The organism is Pseudomonas marginalis (assembly GCF_008692035.1).
Taxonomy (GTDB): Bacteria; Pseudomonadota; Gammaproteobacteria; order Pseudomonadales; family Pseudomonadaceae; genus Aquipseudomonas; species Aquipseudomonas marginalis.
In genome coordinates, this window is record NZ_VTFG01000002.1 from 269,139 (window position 1) to 284,391 (window position 15,253).

Genomic DNA, 15,253 nt, shown 5'->3' on the forward strand with positions numbered 1-15,253 from the left:
GTCGGCGTAACGCCCACGGTCCTTTTTTTTCGATCGAGATCGCCATGACCATGACCGAACAGCTGAGTGCATTGGGCTCTATCCTGGCTCAAGGCAGTTTGCACAGCCTGTTCCAACCGATCATCTGTCTGTCGGAACGGCGCATCCTCGGCTACGAGGCCCTCAGCCGCGGCCCGTCGAACAGCCCGCTGCACTCCCCCATCGCGCTGTTCTCGGTGGCGCGCCATGCGGGACGCCTCAGCGAACTGGAAATGGCCTGCCGCGAAAGCGCATGCCGCCGCTTCAGCGAGCAAAAGCTGCCGGGCAAGCTGTTCCTGAATGTCTCGCCCGAATCCTTGATGGAGACCGCTCATCAACCGGGCCGCACCCTGCAATTGCTGCGCGACTTCGGCATTCCGCCGAGCCAGGTGGTGATCGAACTCACCGAGCAGACCCCCACCGACGATTTCGACCTGCTGCAAACCGCCCTGCACCATTACCGCAACATGGGCTTTTCGATTGCCTTGGATGACTTGGGTGCCGGCTATTCCAGCCTGCGCTTGTGGTCGGAGCTGCGCCCGGATTACGTGAAGATCGACCGCCACTTTATCGACGGTATCCATCAGGATGCGCTCAAGCGTGAGTTTGTCGGCTCTATCCTGCAGATCGCCAGGGCCTCACGGGCCCAGGTGATCGCCGAGGGCATCGAATTGCCGGAAGAGCTGGCGGTATTGACCGAAATGGGCGTCGACCTGGTCCAGGGTTACCTGCTCTGCCGTCCACAGGAGCAGCCGCCCCAGGAAGCGCGCCAGATGCTGCCCAAGCCCGACCAGGCCAATGTGGCCCTCAGCGAAGAAGCCGGCGACCTCAGCGCCCTGCTCAGCGAACAACCGGCGGTCGATCAGGACACCGCCACCGCCCAGGTGTTGGAGGCGTTCCGCCGCCAGGCTAACCTTAACTCCCTGGCGGTTCTGGATGGACGCGGCCACCCGGTAGGGATCGTGCACCGGCATTCACTCTCCGATGCGCTGCTCAAGCCGTTTGCCACCGACCTGTTTGCGCGCAAGCCCATCAGCCGGCTGATGAGTACGGATTTTCTGGCGGTGGAGTTGAGCCAGTCGCTGCAACAGGTCAGCCGCCTGCTGACCAGCCGCGCACGGCAACGTATCGAAGAAGATTTCATCATCACCCTCAATGGCGATTACCTCGGCCTGGGCCGGGTAATCGATGTACTCAAGCTGATCACCGAACTGAAAATCCAGCAGGCGCGCTATGCCAACCCGCTGACCCTGCTGCCCGGCAACGTGCCGATCCAGCAGTGCCTGACGCGACTGTTGCAGCAACAGCGGGAATCGGTGATCTGCTACGTGGATATCGACAGCTTCAAGCCGTTCAACGACATCTACGGCTACGGACGTGGGGATGAGGTGTTGCTGTGCCTGGCGCAGTGCCTGAACGACCGGGTCGACCCCAGCCGCGACTTTGTCGGGCACATCGGTGGCGATGACTTCCTGCTGGTATTGGGGCCACAGGATTGGCGCAAGCGGCTCAACCAGCTGCTGGACGATTTCCATACCCAGTGCCGGCGCTTCTACCGCGCCGAGCACCTCGACGCCGGCTGCTTCGTGGCGCTGAACCGCCAGGGCGTACGCCAGGAGTTTGCGTTGCTGTCATTGTCGATCGGGGTGGTGCATTTGTATCCACAGGCCTGTGGACAACTCGATGCCAGCCAGTTGGCGGAACTGGCCTCGCAGGCCAAGCACCATGCCAAGGATATGACCGGCTACAGTATCCACGTGATCGACAGCATGGACATGTTGCCCCAGGCACTTTAAGCCTCGGCAGACTCCGGATACTCGTATTCGAACACCCGCACCACTTCCGAGGCATGCCAGGAGGCGGCGGCCACGCCATCGGACGGCCCGCTGAAACGCCCCAGGCGCTCCACACATTCAAAGAACCCGGTACGCGGCAGGCGACTGGCGCCCTGGCTGATCACCAAGGAGCTGCGCAACGGTTGCTCGGCCTTGGCGTCCAGCGCCGCCAGGTGCTCCAGGGCAGCGGCCAGGGTTTGCATCGCCGGCGTCGGAAACTGCAGGCGCTCCAACAGTGCCCGGTAGGTCAGCAGATGGCGCTGGCGGCGCGCCTGGTCCAGTTCGTTAAGTAACCCATCCCAATGTTGACGACTGATACGTAGGCTCAAGATTCATCCCTCCACCCTGTAACGCCCAATTCCCAGGCCAGGCTGCGGCGGATTGCGGCATCCGGCTGACGTTCACCACTTTCGATCAATCCGAGATACGAGGGGCTGATGCCCACGGTGCGGGCCAACGCTTCAATCGCCAGGCCCTTGGCTTCACGCAAGCCGCGCAGGTCTGCGAGCGGGCGCAAATCCTGGTCAGGTGCGGCGTGTGCAGTAGGAGAAGGCGTCGGTGAAGGCTGTTGCTGACCGGCGGCTTTTAGCAGCGCCTGGTACTGATCCCATGGCAACACCGCGTACTCGGGTTCGCCATTGCGTGAAATTATCTGAATATCCATGACCGCCCCGTAGGATAACTGCACTTACTGAGTAAGCTCTTTCCTTAGGAGTGTAATCCTAACAGCCACAAAGGTCGCAGGGGGATAGCCACGTCATCCGTTTTTTTGCGGGTTTTCCTTGGCCAGCAAGGCCGGGGTGGCAGGCAAACGCTCAACCACCGCGAGTTTTTCCGGGCGCTGTGCGTCACGCCAGGCGCGAAACGCGCTCAGTTCGCCTTCCAGGGTCTTCATGACCCACGCCAGTACCGCGATGTCGTCGAGCATGCCGAACATGGGGATAAAGTCCGGGATCGCATCAATCGGGCTGAGGAAATACATCAACCCCGCCACCACAGAGATCAGTGCCTTGGGGCTGATGGCCCGGTACTCGCCACGCCAGTAGGCCAGGCACAGGGATTGAAGCAACTTGAGATCATCCTTGAGCTTACCCAGGCGGTTGCCCTGGCTGGAGCCTTTGGCGGCGACAGCGAACAGCAGGGTCGGCAAACGTCCACGGCCCAGCAAGCGTGCAGCCATGGGCAGGAAACGGGTGAAATTGAAGGGTGGTTTCATCTGTCACTCCAGTTCCATCAAACAGAAAGGTTATCCACACAAATTGTGGATAACCTTGTGAACAGAGCCTGTTTTACCGGCTGAAAGCCACGTTCTACAAGGCTTCCAGTCAGATCGGGCGTTTTTTGCGCACATCAAAAAAACCCAAGAATTCATTGACTTGGCGCAGATGTGCCGATACCCGTACTCGAGTCTTATATCAGACTGCTACAGCGTACGGGCGTTCGATCGGATGTCTACAGGTACTGATTTTGAAAACCCTGGAAACAACAACGCCCCGTCAAGACGGGGCGTTGTGTGTTCAAGCGCCGATTACTTCTTGGCGGCAGGTGCAGCAGGGGCGTCAGCCTTGGCTGGGTCCTTGATGGCCAGCAGTTCCAGGTCGAATACCAGCACCGAGTTGGCCGGGATTGCCGGGCTCGGGCTCTGGGCGCCATAGGCCAGGTCGGACGGGATGTACAACTCGACCTTCTCGCCTACGTGCATCAGTTGCAGGCCTTCGACCCAGCCAGGAATCACGCCGCTGACCGGCAGGTCAATAGGGCTGCCGCGATCCACGGAGCTGTCAAAGGTGGTGCCGTTGGTGAGCTTGCCGGTGTAGTGAACAGTCACCACGTCAGTCGGCTTAGGCTGTGGGCCGTCGGCTTTCTTGGTGATCTTGTACTGCAGGCCGGAAGCGGTGGTGACTACGCCGTCTTTCTTGGCGTTGTCTTCGAGGAATTTCTTGCCGGCGGCTGCCGACTCTTCGCTCATTTTGGTCATGCGTTCTTCAGCACGCTTCTGCAGTGCGGCAAACGCTTCAACCAGTTCGTCGTCTTTGAGCTTCTGCTCTTTCTTGCCGACGGCATCTTCGATGCCCTGGGCTACCGCTTTGGAATCCAGGTCATCCATGCCTTCCTGGGCAAGGCTTTTGCCCATGTTCAGGCCGATGCCGTAGGAAGCTTTCTGCGCCGGGGTTTTCAGCTCTACGCTGGTCTGCGAATCACAACCCGCAAGTACCAGGCTAACCAGGGCCACCGCCGCCGCCAACCGATGCTGTTTCATGCTATTTCCTTGTTCATGCGCCAAAAGGGCATTCGAATAAAGTCGCGAGCTTATCAGGCGGCCACGACCAATGGCTACCGGCATGTGAGCAGGAAACTTCCGATAAGTTCACGTGTTTAAAAGCATTTTCATTCATTATGGGAGCCCGCGACGGATCGCGGGACCGCCTCTCATCTGACTCATGGCCACTTGCCGCACCCGTGGCGTAGTGGCATAACAACGCGACCACTCGACAAGGCCGAGACAAGGATAGCCATCTTGCGCATTTTTTCCCGTGTTTTACTGCTGATACTCATCGCGCTGGGCCTGATCCTGGCCGTGGTGCTGTACTACACCGTCAACCCCAGGCTGCCCGACTACGTGCCGGTGGAACAGGTGCGCTACCAGGACCAATGGAGCGCCGCCGACCGCCAGACCTATTACTTCACCCCTCAGGGCACCCAAGTAAAAGGCCTGCACTACAACTGGTTCACCGCCCTGGAACTGCCGTTCTCCGAGCGGCGTTTTGCCACGCCAGAGTACCTGGCGCGCTTCGGTTTCCTGGTGGACCCCAAGCAGGTACCCACCACGCAAAACCCCGGCAACCTGCCCGTGGGCTTCGCCCGGCACAAAAACGCCGACAGCAACGTCGAGTACCTGGATATTACCTGTGCCGCCTGCCATACCGGCGAATTGCACTTCAAGGGCCAGGCCCTGCGTATCGACGGCGGCTCGGCCCAACACGTACTGCCTTCCAGCGTACCCACCTTGCGTGGTGGCAGTTTCGGCCAGGCCCTGGTCGCCAGCCTCGCCGCCACCTACTACAACCCCTGGAAATTCGAGCGGTTTGCCCGCCAGGTGCTGGGGGATCGCTACGACGCAGAGCACAGCCAGTTGCGCGAGGACTTCAAACAGTCGCTGAACCAGTTCCTCAAGGTCGCCTGGAACGACACCCACCGCGGCCTCTACCCCACCGAAGAAGGCCCGGGCCGCACCGACGCCTTTGGCCGGATCGCCAATGCCAGCTTTGGCGATGCCATTTCGCCAGACAACTACCGCGTCGCCAATGCGCCGGTGGACTACCCGCAGCTGTGGGACATCTGGACCTTCGACTGGGTGCAATGGAACGGCTCGGCCCAGCAACCCATGGCGCGTAATATCGGTGAAGCCCTCGGTGTAGGCGCGACGTTGAGCTTTTTCGACGCCGCCGGCCAACCGCTTCAGGGCGATGCGCGCTACCCGTCGAGCGTCAGGGTGCGTGACCTCAACCGGATCGAAGAAACCCTGCAACGCCTCAAACCACCGACCTGGCCCGAGGACTTGTTCGGCCCCGTCGACAAGCCCCTCGCCGCCCAGGGCCGCGCGCTGTTCGCCGAGAACTGCGCCGGCTGCCATGTGCCGGCCGTCACCGAGGAAAATGGCCGCCCGGTGCAGCAGCTGAAAATGCTGCCGGTGGCGTACATCGGCACCGACCCCGGTACCGCCAGCAACATTGCCGACCAGCGCTATGACCTCAGCGCCCTGCAGTGGGACCCGGCGGAACTGGCCAAGCTCAATGTCGAACTGCACCCCACCCCCACCGAGCCGCTGGACCTGAAGAAAATGTCCGTGGCCAAGGGCCTGGCCTACGTCACCGCCTTCGTCGAAGACCACGCCTACCGCGCCGCCGGCGTCACCCCGGCCGAGCGCCCGCGCCTGGATGGCTACGGCCTGCCCATTGGCGTGCGCGAGTTGCGTGCCTACAAGGCCCGCCCGCTGGCCGGTGTGTGGGCGACCCCGCCGTTCCTGCACAACGGCTCGGTGCCGACGATCTACCAGTTGCTCTCGCCTCAGGATGAACGCAGCACCACCTTCTATAAAGGCACCTTCAACTACGACCCGCGTCACCTGGGCTTTGAGACCGCAGCGTTCAAGAATGCCTTCCTGTTCGATACCAAACTCACCGGCAACCACAACAGCGGCCACGAATTCCGTGCCGGCAAGCGTGGCAATGGCGTTATCGGCCGCAGCTTGCTGCCGCAGGAACGCTGGGCACTGCTGGAATACCTCAAAGTGCTGGGCGGCCCGCTGGAGCAACAACTGCCATGATGATCCGATCTCGATACGACCAACCTTCCCTGCTCGCCCGCCTGTGGCTGCGCCTTGGCCGGTTTCTCGGCAAGACCCTGTTGTGGCTGGTGGGCCTGGGCCTGCTCGGCTGGCTGGCGAGCACGGCGTGGTTTGCCTGGCAGCACAGCGGACCGGTGTCGCCGGACGAGCAGATCCCTGCGGGTGAAGCGGCAATGACCCAGGGCATTATCCAGACCGCCGTGCGCATCGTTGACCAGCATCGCGAAGGCACGCGCTACCTGCGCGATGCCCACGCCAAGGCCCATGGTTGCGTGAAAGCCGAAGTCAGTGTGCTGGCCGATCTCGACCCGGCGTTGCGCCAGGGTGTATTTGCCGAACCAGGCAAGACCTGGCAGGCCATGATGCGCTTGTCCAACGGCAACGCCTACCCGCAGTTCGACAGCATCCGCGATGCCCGGGGCATGGCGCTCAAGTTGCTGGACGTGCCGGGCAAACAATTGCTCGCCGACCAGCAGGCCCGCACGGAACAGGACTTCGTGATGTTCAGCCACCCGAATTTCTTTGTCAGCGATGTGGCGGAGTACGCGCAGAACATCGGCGCCCAGGCGGATGGCAAGAAAGTCCTGGCGTTCTTCCCCAAGGCCGACCCGCGCAGCTGGCAGGTGCGTCACCTGTTTATCGCCCTGGCAACCCTGGCACCCGCACCGGCCAGCCCGACGCAGACCACCTATTTTTCGGTATCGCCCTACAAGTTCGGCGCGGCCAATGCCAAGTTCCGTGTGGCGCCCGACCCACAGGGCTGCCCGGAATACGCCCTGCCCAAGCAGAACCAGGACCTGCCGAACTTCCTGCGCAGCGCCTTGAGCCAGCAGCTGTCCACCGACCGCGTGCCGGCATGTTTCGTGTTGCAGATCCAGCGGCAGAACCCGCAGAAATTCATGCCGATCGAAGACACCAGCATCGAGTGGAAGGAGAGCGATGCGCCCTACGAGAGCGTAGCCAAGGTGCGGATCCCGGCCCAGGATTTCGATACGCCCGAGCAGAACCTGGCGTGTGACAACCAGTCGTTCAACCCATGGTTTGGCGTGACCGAGCACCGCCCCATCGGCGGCATCAATCGCTTGCGCAAGGCGGTGTATGAAGCGGTCAGCGATTACCGCCACAGCCGCAACGCCCCGTAAAGACTGCGTAACAATGGGCCCGGCGTCGTAAGGATTGCGTCGGGTCTATTGAGGCGCTTTCGTCGTAACTCTACCGTGGACGCCTACTCCATCACGTAGGAAGCCCATCGTGGAAAGCTCAACCCTAGGCATGATCGTCCTGACCATAATCGCCGTGTTCGGCACTGCGTCTTTTTGCTTCGAGCACTTGGCCACGCGCCAGCCACGCAAGAAAAAGGTCAGGTAGCGTCAGGGCGACGGCAAGGCGCAGAAAGGTCAAATCGCAGGCAAAAAAAAGCCCGCTCATTGAGCGGGCTTTCCGTGGTGACCTGGCGTTCAGCGTTCCAGGCTACCGAATATGGCGCAGCGGACGGGACTCGAACCCGCGACCCCCGGCGTGACAGGCCGGTATTCTAACCGACTGAACTACCGCTGCGCGTAACACGTGAAGCGAATGGTGGGTGATGACGGGATCGAACCGCCGACCCTCTGCTTGTAAGGCAGATGCTCTCCCAGCTGAGCTAATCACCCTTCGTTTCGGTGTGGGCGCATCATACACCAAAAAATCGTAATGTCTTGATTTAAATGCAATTTATTCAAAAAAAGTTCAGCGCACGATTTTTTGCCATATTCCGGACAGCAAAAAGCCCGCGATCAGGCGGGCTTTCTGTGGTGACCTGGCGTTCAGCGTTCCAGGCTACCGAATATGGCGCAGCGGACGGGACTCGAACCCGCGACCCCCGGCGTGACAGGCCGGTATTCTAACCGACTGAACTACCGCTGCGCGTAACACATGAAGCGAATGGTGGGTGATGACGGGATCGAACCGCCGACCCTCTGCTTGTAAGGCAGATGCTCTCCCAGCTGAGCTAATCACCCTTCGTCTCGGTGTGGCGCGCATTCTACGGAGCGACCTTATGTCTGGCAAGCACTTTCTTAAATCTTTTTTTTGAGGCCTTCCAATGGCTTAGGCAGGGTTGGCCTGGGGCGCTATCAAGAGAATAATGCCCCCCTTTGTATAAAGGAGAGACTCACCCCATGTGGTTCAAGAACCTGCTTATCTATCGCCTGACCCAAGATCTGCCTGTTGATGCCGAGGCGTTGGAAGCGGCCATGGCCACCAAACTGGCGCGCCCTTGTGCCAGCCAGGAGTTGACCACCTACGGTTTCGTCGCACCGTTCGGTAAAGGTGAAGACGCTCCCCTGGTTCACGTCAGCGGTGACTTCCTGCTGATCGCCGCCCGCAAGGAAGAACGCATCCTGCCGGGCAGCGTGGTGCGTGACGCACTGAAAGAGAAAGTCGAAGAGATCGAGGCCGAGCAAATGCGCAAGGTCTATAAAAAGGAACGCGACCAGATCAAGGATGAAATCATCCAGGCCTTCCTGCCCCGCGCTTTTATTCGCCGCTCGTCGACCTTTGCCGCCATCGCGCCGAAGCAAGGCCTGATCCTGGTGAACTCGGCCAGCCCGAAACGCGCCGAAGACCTGCTCTCCACCCTGCGTGAAGTGATCGGCACCCTGCCGGTGCGCCCACTCACCGTGAAAACCGCGCCCACCGCCATCATGACCGACTGGGTCACCACCCAGAAACCGGCCGATGACTTCTTCGTCCTCGACGAATGCGAACTGCGCGACACCCACGAAGACGGCGGCATCGTACGTTGCAAGCGTCAGGACCTGACCGGCGAAGAAATCCAGCTGCACCTGACCACCGGCAAAGTCGTGACCCAACTGTCCCTGGCCTGGCAGGACAAGCTGTCCTTCATGCTTGACGACAAGATGACCGTCAAGCGCCTGAAGTTCGAAGACCTGCTGCAAGACCAGGCGGAACAGGACGGTGGCGAAGAGGCCCTGGGTCAGCTGGACGCCAGCTTCACGCTGATGATGCTGACCTTCGGCGACTTCCTGCCGGCGTTGATCGAAGCCCTCGGCGGCGAAGAAACCCCGCAAGGTATCTAAGCCGTTTGAAGATCAAATTGTGGGAGGGGAATTGCCCCCTCACACATTTGATCGCATTTGCACTTCAAGAATCTAATAACAAGGACACCCCCATGCGCGCACTCGCCGCCTTGAGCCGCTTCGTCGGCAATACCTTCGCCTACTGGGTGTTGATCTTCGCCGTTGTCGCGTTCCTCGAGCCCAGCTGGTTCATCGGCCTGAAAAGCGCCATCGTCCCGCTGCTGGGCCTGGTGATGTTCGGCATGGGGCTGACCCTCAAACTTGAAGACTTCGCCGAAGTCGCTCGCCACCCGTGGCGCGTGGCCCTGGGCGTGGTCGCGCATTTCGTGATCATGCCGGGGGTGGCGTGGCTGCTGTGCCAGGCCTTTCACCTGCCGCCGGAAATTGCCGTCGGCGTGATCCTGGTCGGTTGCTGCCCAAGCGGCACCTCGTCCAACGTGATGACCTGGCTGGCCCGTGGCGACCTGGCGCTGTCGGTGGCCATCGCTGCCGTCACCACCCTCCTCGCCCCGCTGCTCACCCCGGCGCTGATCTGGCTGTTGGCCTCGGCCTGGTTGCCGGTGTCGTTCATGGAGTTGTTCTGGTCGATCCTGCAAGTGGTGCTGCTGCCGATCGTGCTCGGCGTGGTCGCGCAACGCGTGCTCGGCGAGCGGGTCCGCCATGCAGTGGACGTGCTGCCCCTGGTGTCGGTGGTCAGCATTGTGATCATCGTCGCCGCGGTAGTGGCTGCCAGCCAGGCGAAAATTGCCGAATCGGGCCTGCTGATCATGGCTGTGGTGATGCTGCACAACAGCTTCGGCTACCTGCTGGGCTACTTCACCGGCCGTGTGTTCAAACTACCATTGGCCCAACGCAAGTCGTTGGCACTGGAAGTGGGCATGCAGAACTCAGGGCTGGGCGCCGCCTTGGCCAGCGCGCACTTTTCGCCGTTGGCGGCAGTGCCCAGTGCGTTGTTCAGTGTCTGGCACAATATTTCCGGGGCATTGCTGTCGACGTATTTCCGCCGCATGAGCGAGAAGGAAGACCGCCGCGTACTGGAGAACACGCCGCAAACTTGATCGCATGATCAATTTTCGGCACTCTACCGGGCTTCGCGGGGACGACCTCGCGACGCTGTCGAGGCGCACAATCCGGGGACGACCCCGCCTATGGAAGCGAGGTCATCATGTCCTGGATCATTCTGTTTTTTGCCGGTCTGTTCGAAGTCGGCTGGGCCGTCGGCCTGAAGTACACCGACGGTTTCAGCAAGCCACTGCCCACCGCCCTGACGATTGCCGCCATGGCCATCAGCCTCGGCCTGCTGGGGCTGGCCATGAAGGAACTGCCCCTGGGCACCGCCTATGCCATCTGGACCGGTGTGGGCGCGGTGGGCACCGTGATTGCCGGGATTGTCCTGTTCGGGGAGTCCATGGCGTTGTTTCGATTGGCCAGTGTGGCGTTGATCATTTGCGGGCTTGTTGGGCTTAAGATCAGCGCTTAGGCCGCTACCGCCATCGGGGGCAAGCCCCCGATGAGTCCGGTACATCCAGCACAGAACTACCTGACACTCCCCCGCAAAACACCCACCACCGCCTGCAACTGCGCAGGCGTAGCCGCCTCCACGGCAACAGGCTCACCCGCCACCAATACCACCCGCGACCAGATCCGATGAAAGAAGCCCTTGTGCGGATCGCGGCTGAAGAAACTCCCCCACAGCCCCTGCAACGCCATCGGAATCACCGGCACCGGTGTCTCTTCCAGGATGCGCGTCACCCCACCACGGAACTCATTCATCTCGCCATCCGCCGTCAATTTGCCTTCCGGGAAGATACACACCAACTCCCCGTCCTTCAGGTACTGGGCAATGCGCGTGAAGGCCTTTTCGTAGATCTGGATGTCTTCATTGCGCCCGGCAATCGGAATCGCCCCGGCGGTGCGGAAGATAAAGTTCAGCACCGGCAAACGGTAGATCTTGTAGTACATGACAAAGCGAATCGGCCGACGCACCGCGCCACCGATCAACAACGCATCGACAAACGACACGTGATTGCACACCAGCAACGCCGCGCCTTCATCAGGGATAGCGTCAAGGTTGCGATGCTCCACGCGGTACATGGAGTGGCTGAGCAGCCAGATCATGAAGCGCATGGTGAACTCGGGGACGATCCTGAAGATGTAGGCGTTGACCGCGATGTTGAGCAGCGACACCACCAGGAACAACTCCGGGATCGACAGCTTGGCCACGCTCAGCAGCAGGATCGACACGATCGCCGAGACCACCATGAACAGCGCATTGAGAATGTTGTTGGCGGCGATCACCCGCGCCCGCTCGTTCTCGGCGGTACGCGACTGGATCAGCGCGTACAGCGGCACGATATAGAAGCCGCCGAACACACCCAGGCCAAGGATATCGAACAACACCCACCAGGCCTGGCCGTAGCTGAGCACCGCGAGCCAATCGTTGGCCTGGACGTTCTGCGGGAAACCGCCGGAATGCCACCAGAGCAGCAGGCCGAACACCGTCAGGCCGAACGAGCCAAACGGCACCAGGCCGATTTCCACCTTACGCCCGGAGAGTTTTTCGCAGAGCATCGAGCCCAGGGCGATGCCCACCGAGAACACCGTGAGGATCAGGGTGACCACGGTTTCATCGCCGTACAACCATTCCTTGGCGTAGGCCGGGATCTGCGTCAGGTAGATCGCGCCGACAAACCAGAACCACGAGTTACCGACAATCGAGCGCGACACCGCGGGCGTCTGCCCCAGGCCCATGCGCAGCGTGGCCCAGGACTGGGTGAAGATATTCCAGTCCAGGCGCAGTTGCGGCGTGGATGCGGCCGCCCGTGGAATGCTGCGGCTGGCCAGGTAACCCAGCACCGCCACGCCGACAATCGCCACCGCCACGATCGGCGCGTAATGGGTGGACGACATCATGATCCCGGCGCCAATGGTGCCGGCCAGGATGGCCAGGAACGTGCCCATCTCCACCAGGCCGTTGCCACCTACCAGCTCATCTTCGTGCAGGGCCTGGGGCATGATCGAGTACTTCACCGGACCGAACAGCGCCGAGTGGGTACCCATGGCAAACAACGCCAGCAGCATCAATTCCAAATGGTTGAACAGGAAGCCTGTGGCACCGACGGCCATGATCACGATCTCGCCGATCTTGATCGCACGGATCAACGCATCCTTGTTGAATTTCTCGCCAAACTGCCCGGCCAGCGCCGAAAACAGGAAGAACGGCAGGATAAACAGCAAGGCGCACAGGTTGACCCAAATGCTGCGGTCACCGTCGATGGTGAGCTTGTAGAGAATCGCCAGGATCAGCGATTGCTTGAAGATGTTGTCGTTGAAAGCGCCCAGCAACTGGGTGATGAAAAACGGCAGGAAGCGCCGTGTGCGCAGCAAGGTGAATTGTGAGGGGTGGCTCATCGTCCGTGTTCCTGCGTGGCCTAATAGTTATCAGGCCACGACTTTACCTAACTCCGCTTACTTATTCCCTAGTCCTGCAATGCACGGCGAAACAAAAAGCTCGCCTTTGTAGGCGCCCTGCACAGTGCGCTTGGCCACGATCAGCCACATCAGCGCCAACGCCGCCACCAGCAGGCTACCGAAGGCGCTGAAGAAGCCCAGGTGCAGCAGGTTCGCCAGCTTCAGCGTGGCCAGGGCGTACACCCCCAACGGGAAGGTGAAGCCCCACCAACCGAGGTTGAATGGGATACCGCCGCGCAGGTAACGCAGGGTGATCAATACTGCGATCAGCATCCACCACAAGCCGAAGCCCCACAGGGTGATGCCTGCGACCAGGCCGAGCCCATTGGCTATTTCACCCACGCCGGGCAAGCCATTGGCGGCAAAGATCGCCGGAGCATCGCCGCCCAGCAACAACATGCCCAGGGCACCGGTACCGATCGGGCCCAACGCCAGCCAGCTCGACGCCGCCATGTTGGCGTGGGGCAGTTTGTGCAGGGCCATGCGCAACATCAGGATGGTCAGGATGCTGAACGCCACCGGCAGGGAAAACGCCCACAACACGTAGCTGGTCACCAGCATCACCAGTTGCGAATGAGCGTCCGCCAGGTGCGGCGCGAGCAAGCCGCCGCTGGCTGCGGCGACTTCGGCCGCCACCACCGGCAGCAGCCAGACCGCAGTCATCTGGTCGATGCTGTGTTCCTGGCGGGTGAACATCATGAAGGGAATCAGCACACCGCAGGCCAGGGCCATCGCCACATCCAGCCACCACAGGGCTTCGGCCAGCGGGATCACATCGGCGCCCCAACGCGGCAGGCCAAACAGCAGCAAGCCATTGAGAATGGTCGCCAGGCCCATGGGGATGGTGCCGAAGAACATCGAGACCGTGGAGTGCCCGAAAATCCGCCGCGCCTCGTGGAAAAACATCACCCAGCGCGCGGTATACAAGGCACTGAACAGAATGAACAGGCCAATGGTGAACCACCACAGTGCTTCGGCAATGGCCTGCACACCTGGCAGGTTGACCGGCCATTGCGCCAGGGCCAGCGCCAGCACCCCGGTGCCCATGGTCGCGGCGAACCAGTTGGGGGTGAATTGGCGAATCACTTCCCGAGGCCGGGTCAGGTGACTGAAGGGTTTGTAGCTGATGGTCGTCGAGCAGTTCATGATGGCAATCCTCTTCCTCGCATGAGGTTGAGGCCATGGTAGAACCTGATCGAATATCTATATAACGGGTAATATCTCTAACTGTTATCTACTTTACAGATATGCAGGCCGCCTTGGATTTTGCCGAATCCTGCAGCAGCAAGGCGACCAACGCCCCGAGGGCCAGCAGGATCAGTACGGCGCCGTAACCGTCGGTGGTGACGATCAGGCCAAAGCGGCGAATCAGGTTGCCCGCCAGCAGCGAAGGCAAGCAGAACGCCAAATAACTCAGCACATAGAATGCCGACATCAAGCCTGCCCGTTCATGCGGCAAAGCCAGCGGCACCACACTGCGCAATGCGCCGAGAAAGCCGGCGCCAAAGCCGCTGCCGGCGATCAATGTGGCGATAAAAAACAGCGGCAGGCTGGCGCTGTGCACCGCCGTAAGGATCAGCGCCACCCCCACCGCCAGCAGCGTCGCGCCCAGGCGCAGCACCTTGCTGGCCGGGCGATTGCGCAGGGTGAAGATCATCAGCGCCCCGCTCAACGTCAGCACCGCCACCAGGCCGCCACCGATAAGGTTCGATGTAGAGCCTGTCGCCGCCCGTACCAGCGACGGCGCCAGGGACAGGTAAAAGCCCCCCATCGCCCACACCGCCACGTCCACCGGCAATGACAGCCACAACGCGCGACGCGCCTGGGGCGGCACATGCAGCGTGGGGCGCAGCGAGGCCAGTGCACCGGGAATACGATCAACGGTTTCCGGCAGGCGCCACACATACAGCGCCTGCATCAGCATCAGCGCCAGCAGCGTCCAGTAGATCAACTGCGTCGGCAGTGGCGCGAACTCCGCCAGCACACTGCTGCCCATCGCACCGCACGCCATGCCCAGCAGAGGTGCCACGCTGTTGACCAGCGGGCCCTGCTGGCGGTCGGTGTCGAGCAAGGCCGCGCCCAGCACCGCCGTGGCCATGCCGGTGGCAAACCCCTGTACGGTACGCGCTGCGACCAGCCAGGCCACGCTGTCTTCATTGATAAACAGCAGCATCGCCAACATATTCAGGACCAATGCCGTAAAAATCACGGGCCTGCGTCCCAGGTGGTCCGACAGCGAGCCCACGGTCAACAGCGCCGCCAACAGGCTCAAGGCGTACACGCCGAAGATCAGCGTGAGCGTGCCCGCCGAAAAATGCAGGCCCTCCTGATACAGGTGGTACAACGGTGTCGGCGCACTGGAAGCGGCGAGAAACGTCAGCAACGTGACCGCGAGGAACACCAGGCTGGAACGATGAGAAGTGAGGCTGGACATGGGCACGCTCCGCTAAAGCTAATTTTTTGCTTTTGCGGAGTGTGCTACTCGCCGGCGCTTAAAGCAA

General features: G+C 61.2%; 14 protein-coding genes and 4 tRNA genes. 6 read left to right on the plus strand and 12 right to left on the minus strand.

The genetic code is table 11. The features are described from left to right. Window positions 1-44: 44 nt before the first annotated feature. Window positions 45-1,814, plus strand: a complete 1,770-nt coding sequence (locus tag FX984_RS21130; RefSeq protein WP_043293707.1) for a bifunctional diguanylate cyclase/phosphodiesterase — start codon at window positions 45-47, stop codon at window positions 1,812-1,814. Here FX984_RS21130 and FX984_RS21135 read toward each other — a convergent pair. The 4 genes from FX984_RS21135 to bamJ form a co-directional block, all read right to left on the minus strand. After that, on the minus strand, window positions 1,811-2,182 hold the full coding sequence (locus tag FX984_RS21135; protein ID WP_005786715.1) for a hypothetical protein: 372 nt from the start codon (window positions 2,180-2,182) through the stop codon (window positions 1,811-1,813). The genes FX984_RS21130 and FX984_RS21135 overlap by 4 nt on opposite strands. Continuing rightward, window positions 2,179-2,517: a helix-turn-helix domain-containing protein gene (locus tag FX984_RS21140; RefSeq protein ID WP_027607109.1), complete on the minus strand. Its 339-nt coding sequence runs from the start codon at window positions 2,515-2,517 to the stop codon at window positions 2,179-2,181. Before FX984_RS21140 ends, FX984_RS21135 begins: the two co-directional genes overlap by 4 nt. A gap of 93 nt (window positions 2,518-2,610) precedes the next feature. Then, window positions 2,611-3,069 (minus strand): YkvA family protein, encoded by a 459-nt coding sequence (locus FX984_RS21145; RefSeq protein WP_027607108.1) that lies wholly within the window; start codon window positions 3,067-3,069, stop codon window positions 2,611-2,613. 312 nt (window positions 3,070-3,381) lie between these two features. Beyond that, complete coding sequence (bamJ, locus tag FX984_RS21150; RefSeq protein WP_146478036.1) at window positions 3,382-4,113, minus strand: BamJ family beta-barrel-assembly machinery protein; 732 nt, start codon at window positions 4,111-4,113, stop codon at window positions 3,382-3,384. Between the two features lie 258 nt (window positions 4,114-4,371). On the opposite strand from bamJ, the gene FX984_RS21155 reads away from it, so the two are divergent. Together FX984_RS21155 and FX984_RS21160 are read left to right on the plus strand one after the other, a co-directional pair. Continuing rightward, window positions 4,372-6,180 carry a di-heme-cytochrome C peroxidase gene (locus FX984_RS21155; RefSeq protein WP_098480069.1) on the plus strand — a complete coding sequence of 603 codons (1,809 nt, stop codon included), beginning with the start codon at window positions 4,372-4,374 and terminating at the stop codon, window positions 6,178-6,180. Beyond that, the gene (locus FX984_RS21160) at window positions 6,177-7,343 is read left to right on the plus strand and encodes a catalase family protein (RefSeq protein WP_146478038.1); all 1,167 of its coding nucleotides are present in this window, start codon (window positions 6,177-6,179) and stop codon (window positions 7,341-7,343) included. Before FX984_RS21155 ends, FX984_RS21160 begins: the two co-directional genes overlap by 4 nt. A gap of 124 nt (window positions 7,344-7,467) precedes the next feature. Here FX984_RS21160 and FX984_RS32505 read toward each other — a convergent pair whose 3' ends face one another. The 5 genes from FX984_RS32505 to FX984_RS21180 all read right to left on the minus strand — a co-directional run bounded on the left by FX984_RS32505 (window position 7,468) and on the right by FX984_RS21180 (window position 8,201). Then, entirely contained in the window at window positions 7,468-7,629 is a 162-nt protein-coding gene (locus FX984_RS32505; RefSeq protein ID WP_155954383.1) for a hypothetical protein, read from the minus strand. A 52-nt stretch (window positions 7,630-7,681) separates the two neighbouring features. After that, window positions 7,682-7,758, minus strand: a tRNA-Asp gene (locus tag FX984_RS21165). 19 nt (window positions 7,759-7,777) lie between these two features. Beyond that, a tRNA-Val gene (locus FX984_RS21170) sits at window positions 7,778-7,853 on the minus strand. A gap of 176 nt (window positions 7,854-8,029) precedes the next feature. Beyond that, a tRNA-Asp gene (locus tag FX984_RS21175) sits at window positions 8,030-8,106 on the minus strand. Between the two features lie 19 nt (window positions 8,107-8,125). Then, window positions 8,126-8,201: transfer RNA gene (locus FX984_RS21180), tRNA-Val, on the minus strand. Window positions 8,202-8,360: 159 nt separating this feature from the next. Here FX984_RS21180 and rdgC point away from each other — a divergent pair. The 3 genes from rdgC to sugE all read left to right on the plus strand — a co-directional run bounded on the left by rdgC (window position 8,361) and on the right by sugE (window position 10,761). After that, window positions 8,361-9,281, plus strand: a complete 921-nt coding sequence (gene rdgC, locus FX984_RS21185) for a recombination-associated protein RdgC (RefSeq protein ID WP_027607105.1) — start codon at window positions 8,361-8,363, stop codon at window positions 9,279-9,281. Window positions 9,282-9,373: 92 nt separating this feature from the next. Continuing rightward, complete coding sequence (locus FX984_RS21190; RefSeq protein WP_027607104.1) at window positions 9,374-10,339, plus strand: bile acid:sodium symporter family protein; 966 nt, start codon at window positions 9,374-9,376, stop codon at window positions 10,337-10,339. Window positions 10,340-10,446: 107 nt separating this feature from the next. Further along, window positions 10,447-10,761 (plus strand): quaternary ammonium compound efflux SMR transporter SugE, encoded by a 315-nt coding sequence (gene sugE / locus FX984_RS21195; protein WP_027607103.1) that lies wholly within the window; start codon window positions 10,447-10,449, stop codon window positions 10,759-10,761. Window positions 10,762-10,817: 56 nt separating this feature from the next. On the opposite strand, the gene FX984_RS21200 is transcribed toward sugE, so the two are convergent. From FX984_RS21200 to FX984_RS21210, 3 genes are all read right to left on the minus strand, one after another. After that, window positions 10,818-12,692, minus strand: coding sequence for an MFS transporter (locus FX984_RS21200; RefSeq protein ID WP_098480067.1), 1,875 nt, complete (start codon window positions 12,690-12,692; stop codon window positions 10,818-10,820). A gap of 57 nt (window positions 12,693-12,749) precedes the next feature. After that, window positions 12,750-13,898: a TDT family transporter gene (locus FX984_RS21205; RefSeq protein WP_027607101.1), complete on the minus strand. Its 1,149-nt coding sequence runs from the start codon at window positions 13,896-13,898 to the stop codon at window positions 12,750-12,752. Between the two features lie 88 nt (window positions 13,899-13,986). Continuing rightward, a complete protein-coding gene (locus tag FX984_RS21210; protein ID WP_146478040.1) occupies window positions 13,987-15,186 on the minus strand; it encodes an MFS transporter in 1,200 nt (399 codons plus the stop codon). Window positions 15,187-15,253 lie beyond the last annotated feature (67 nt).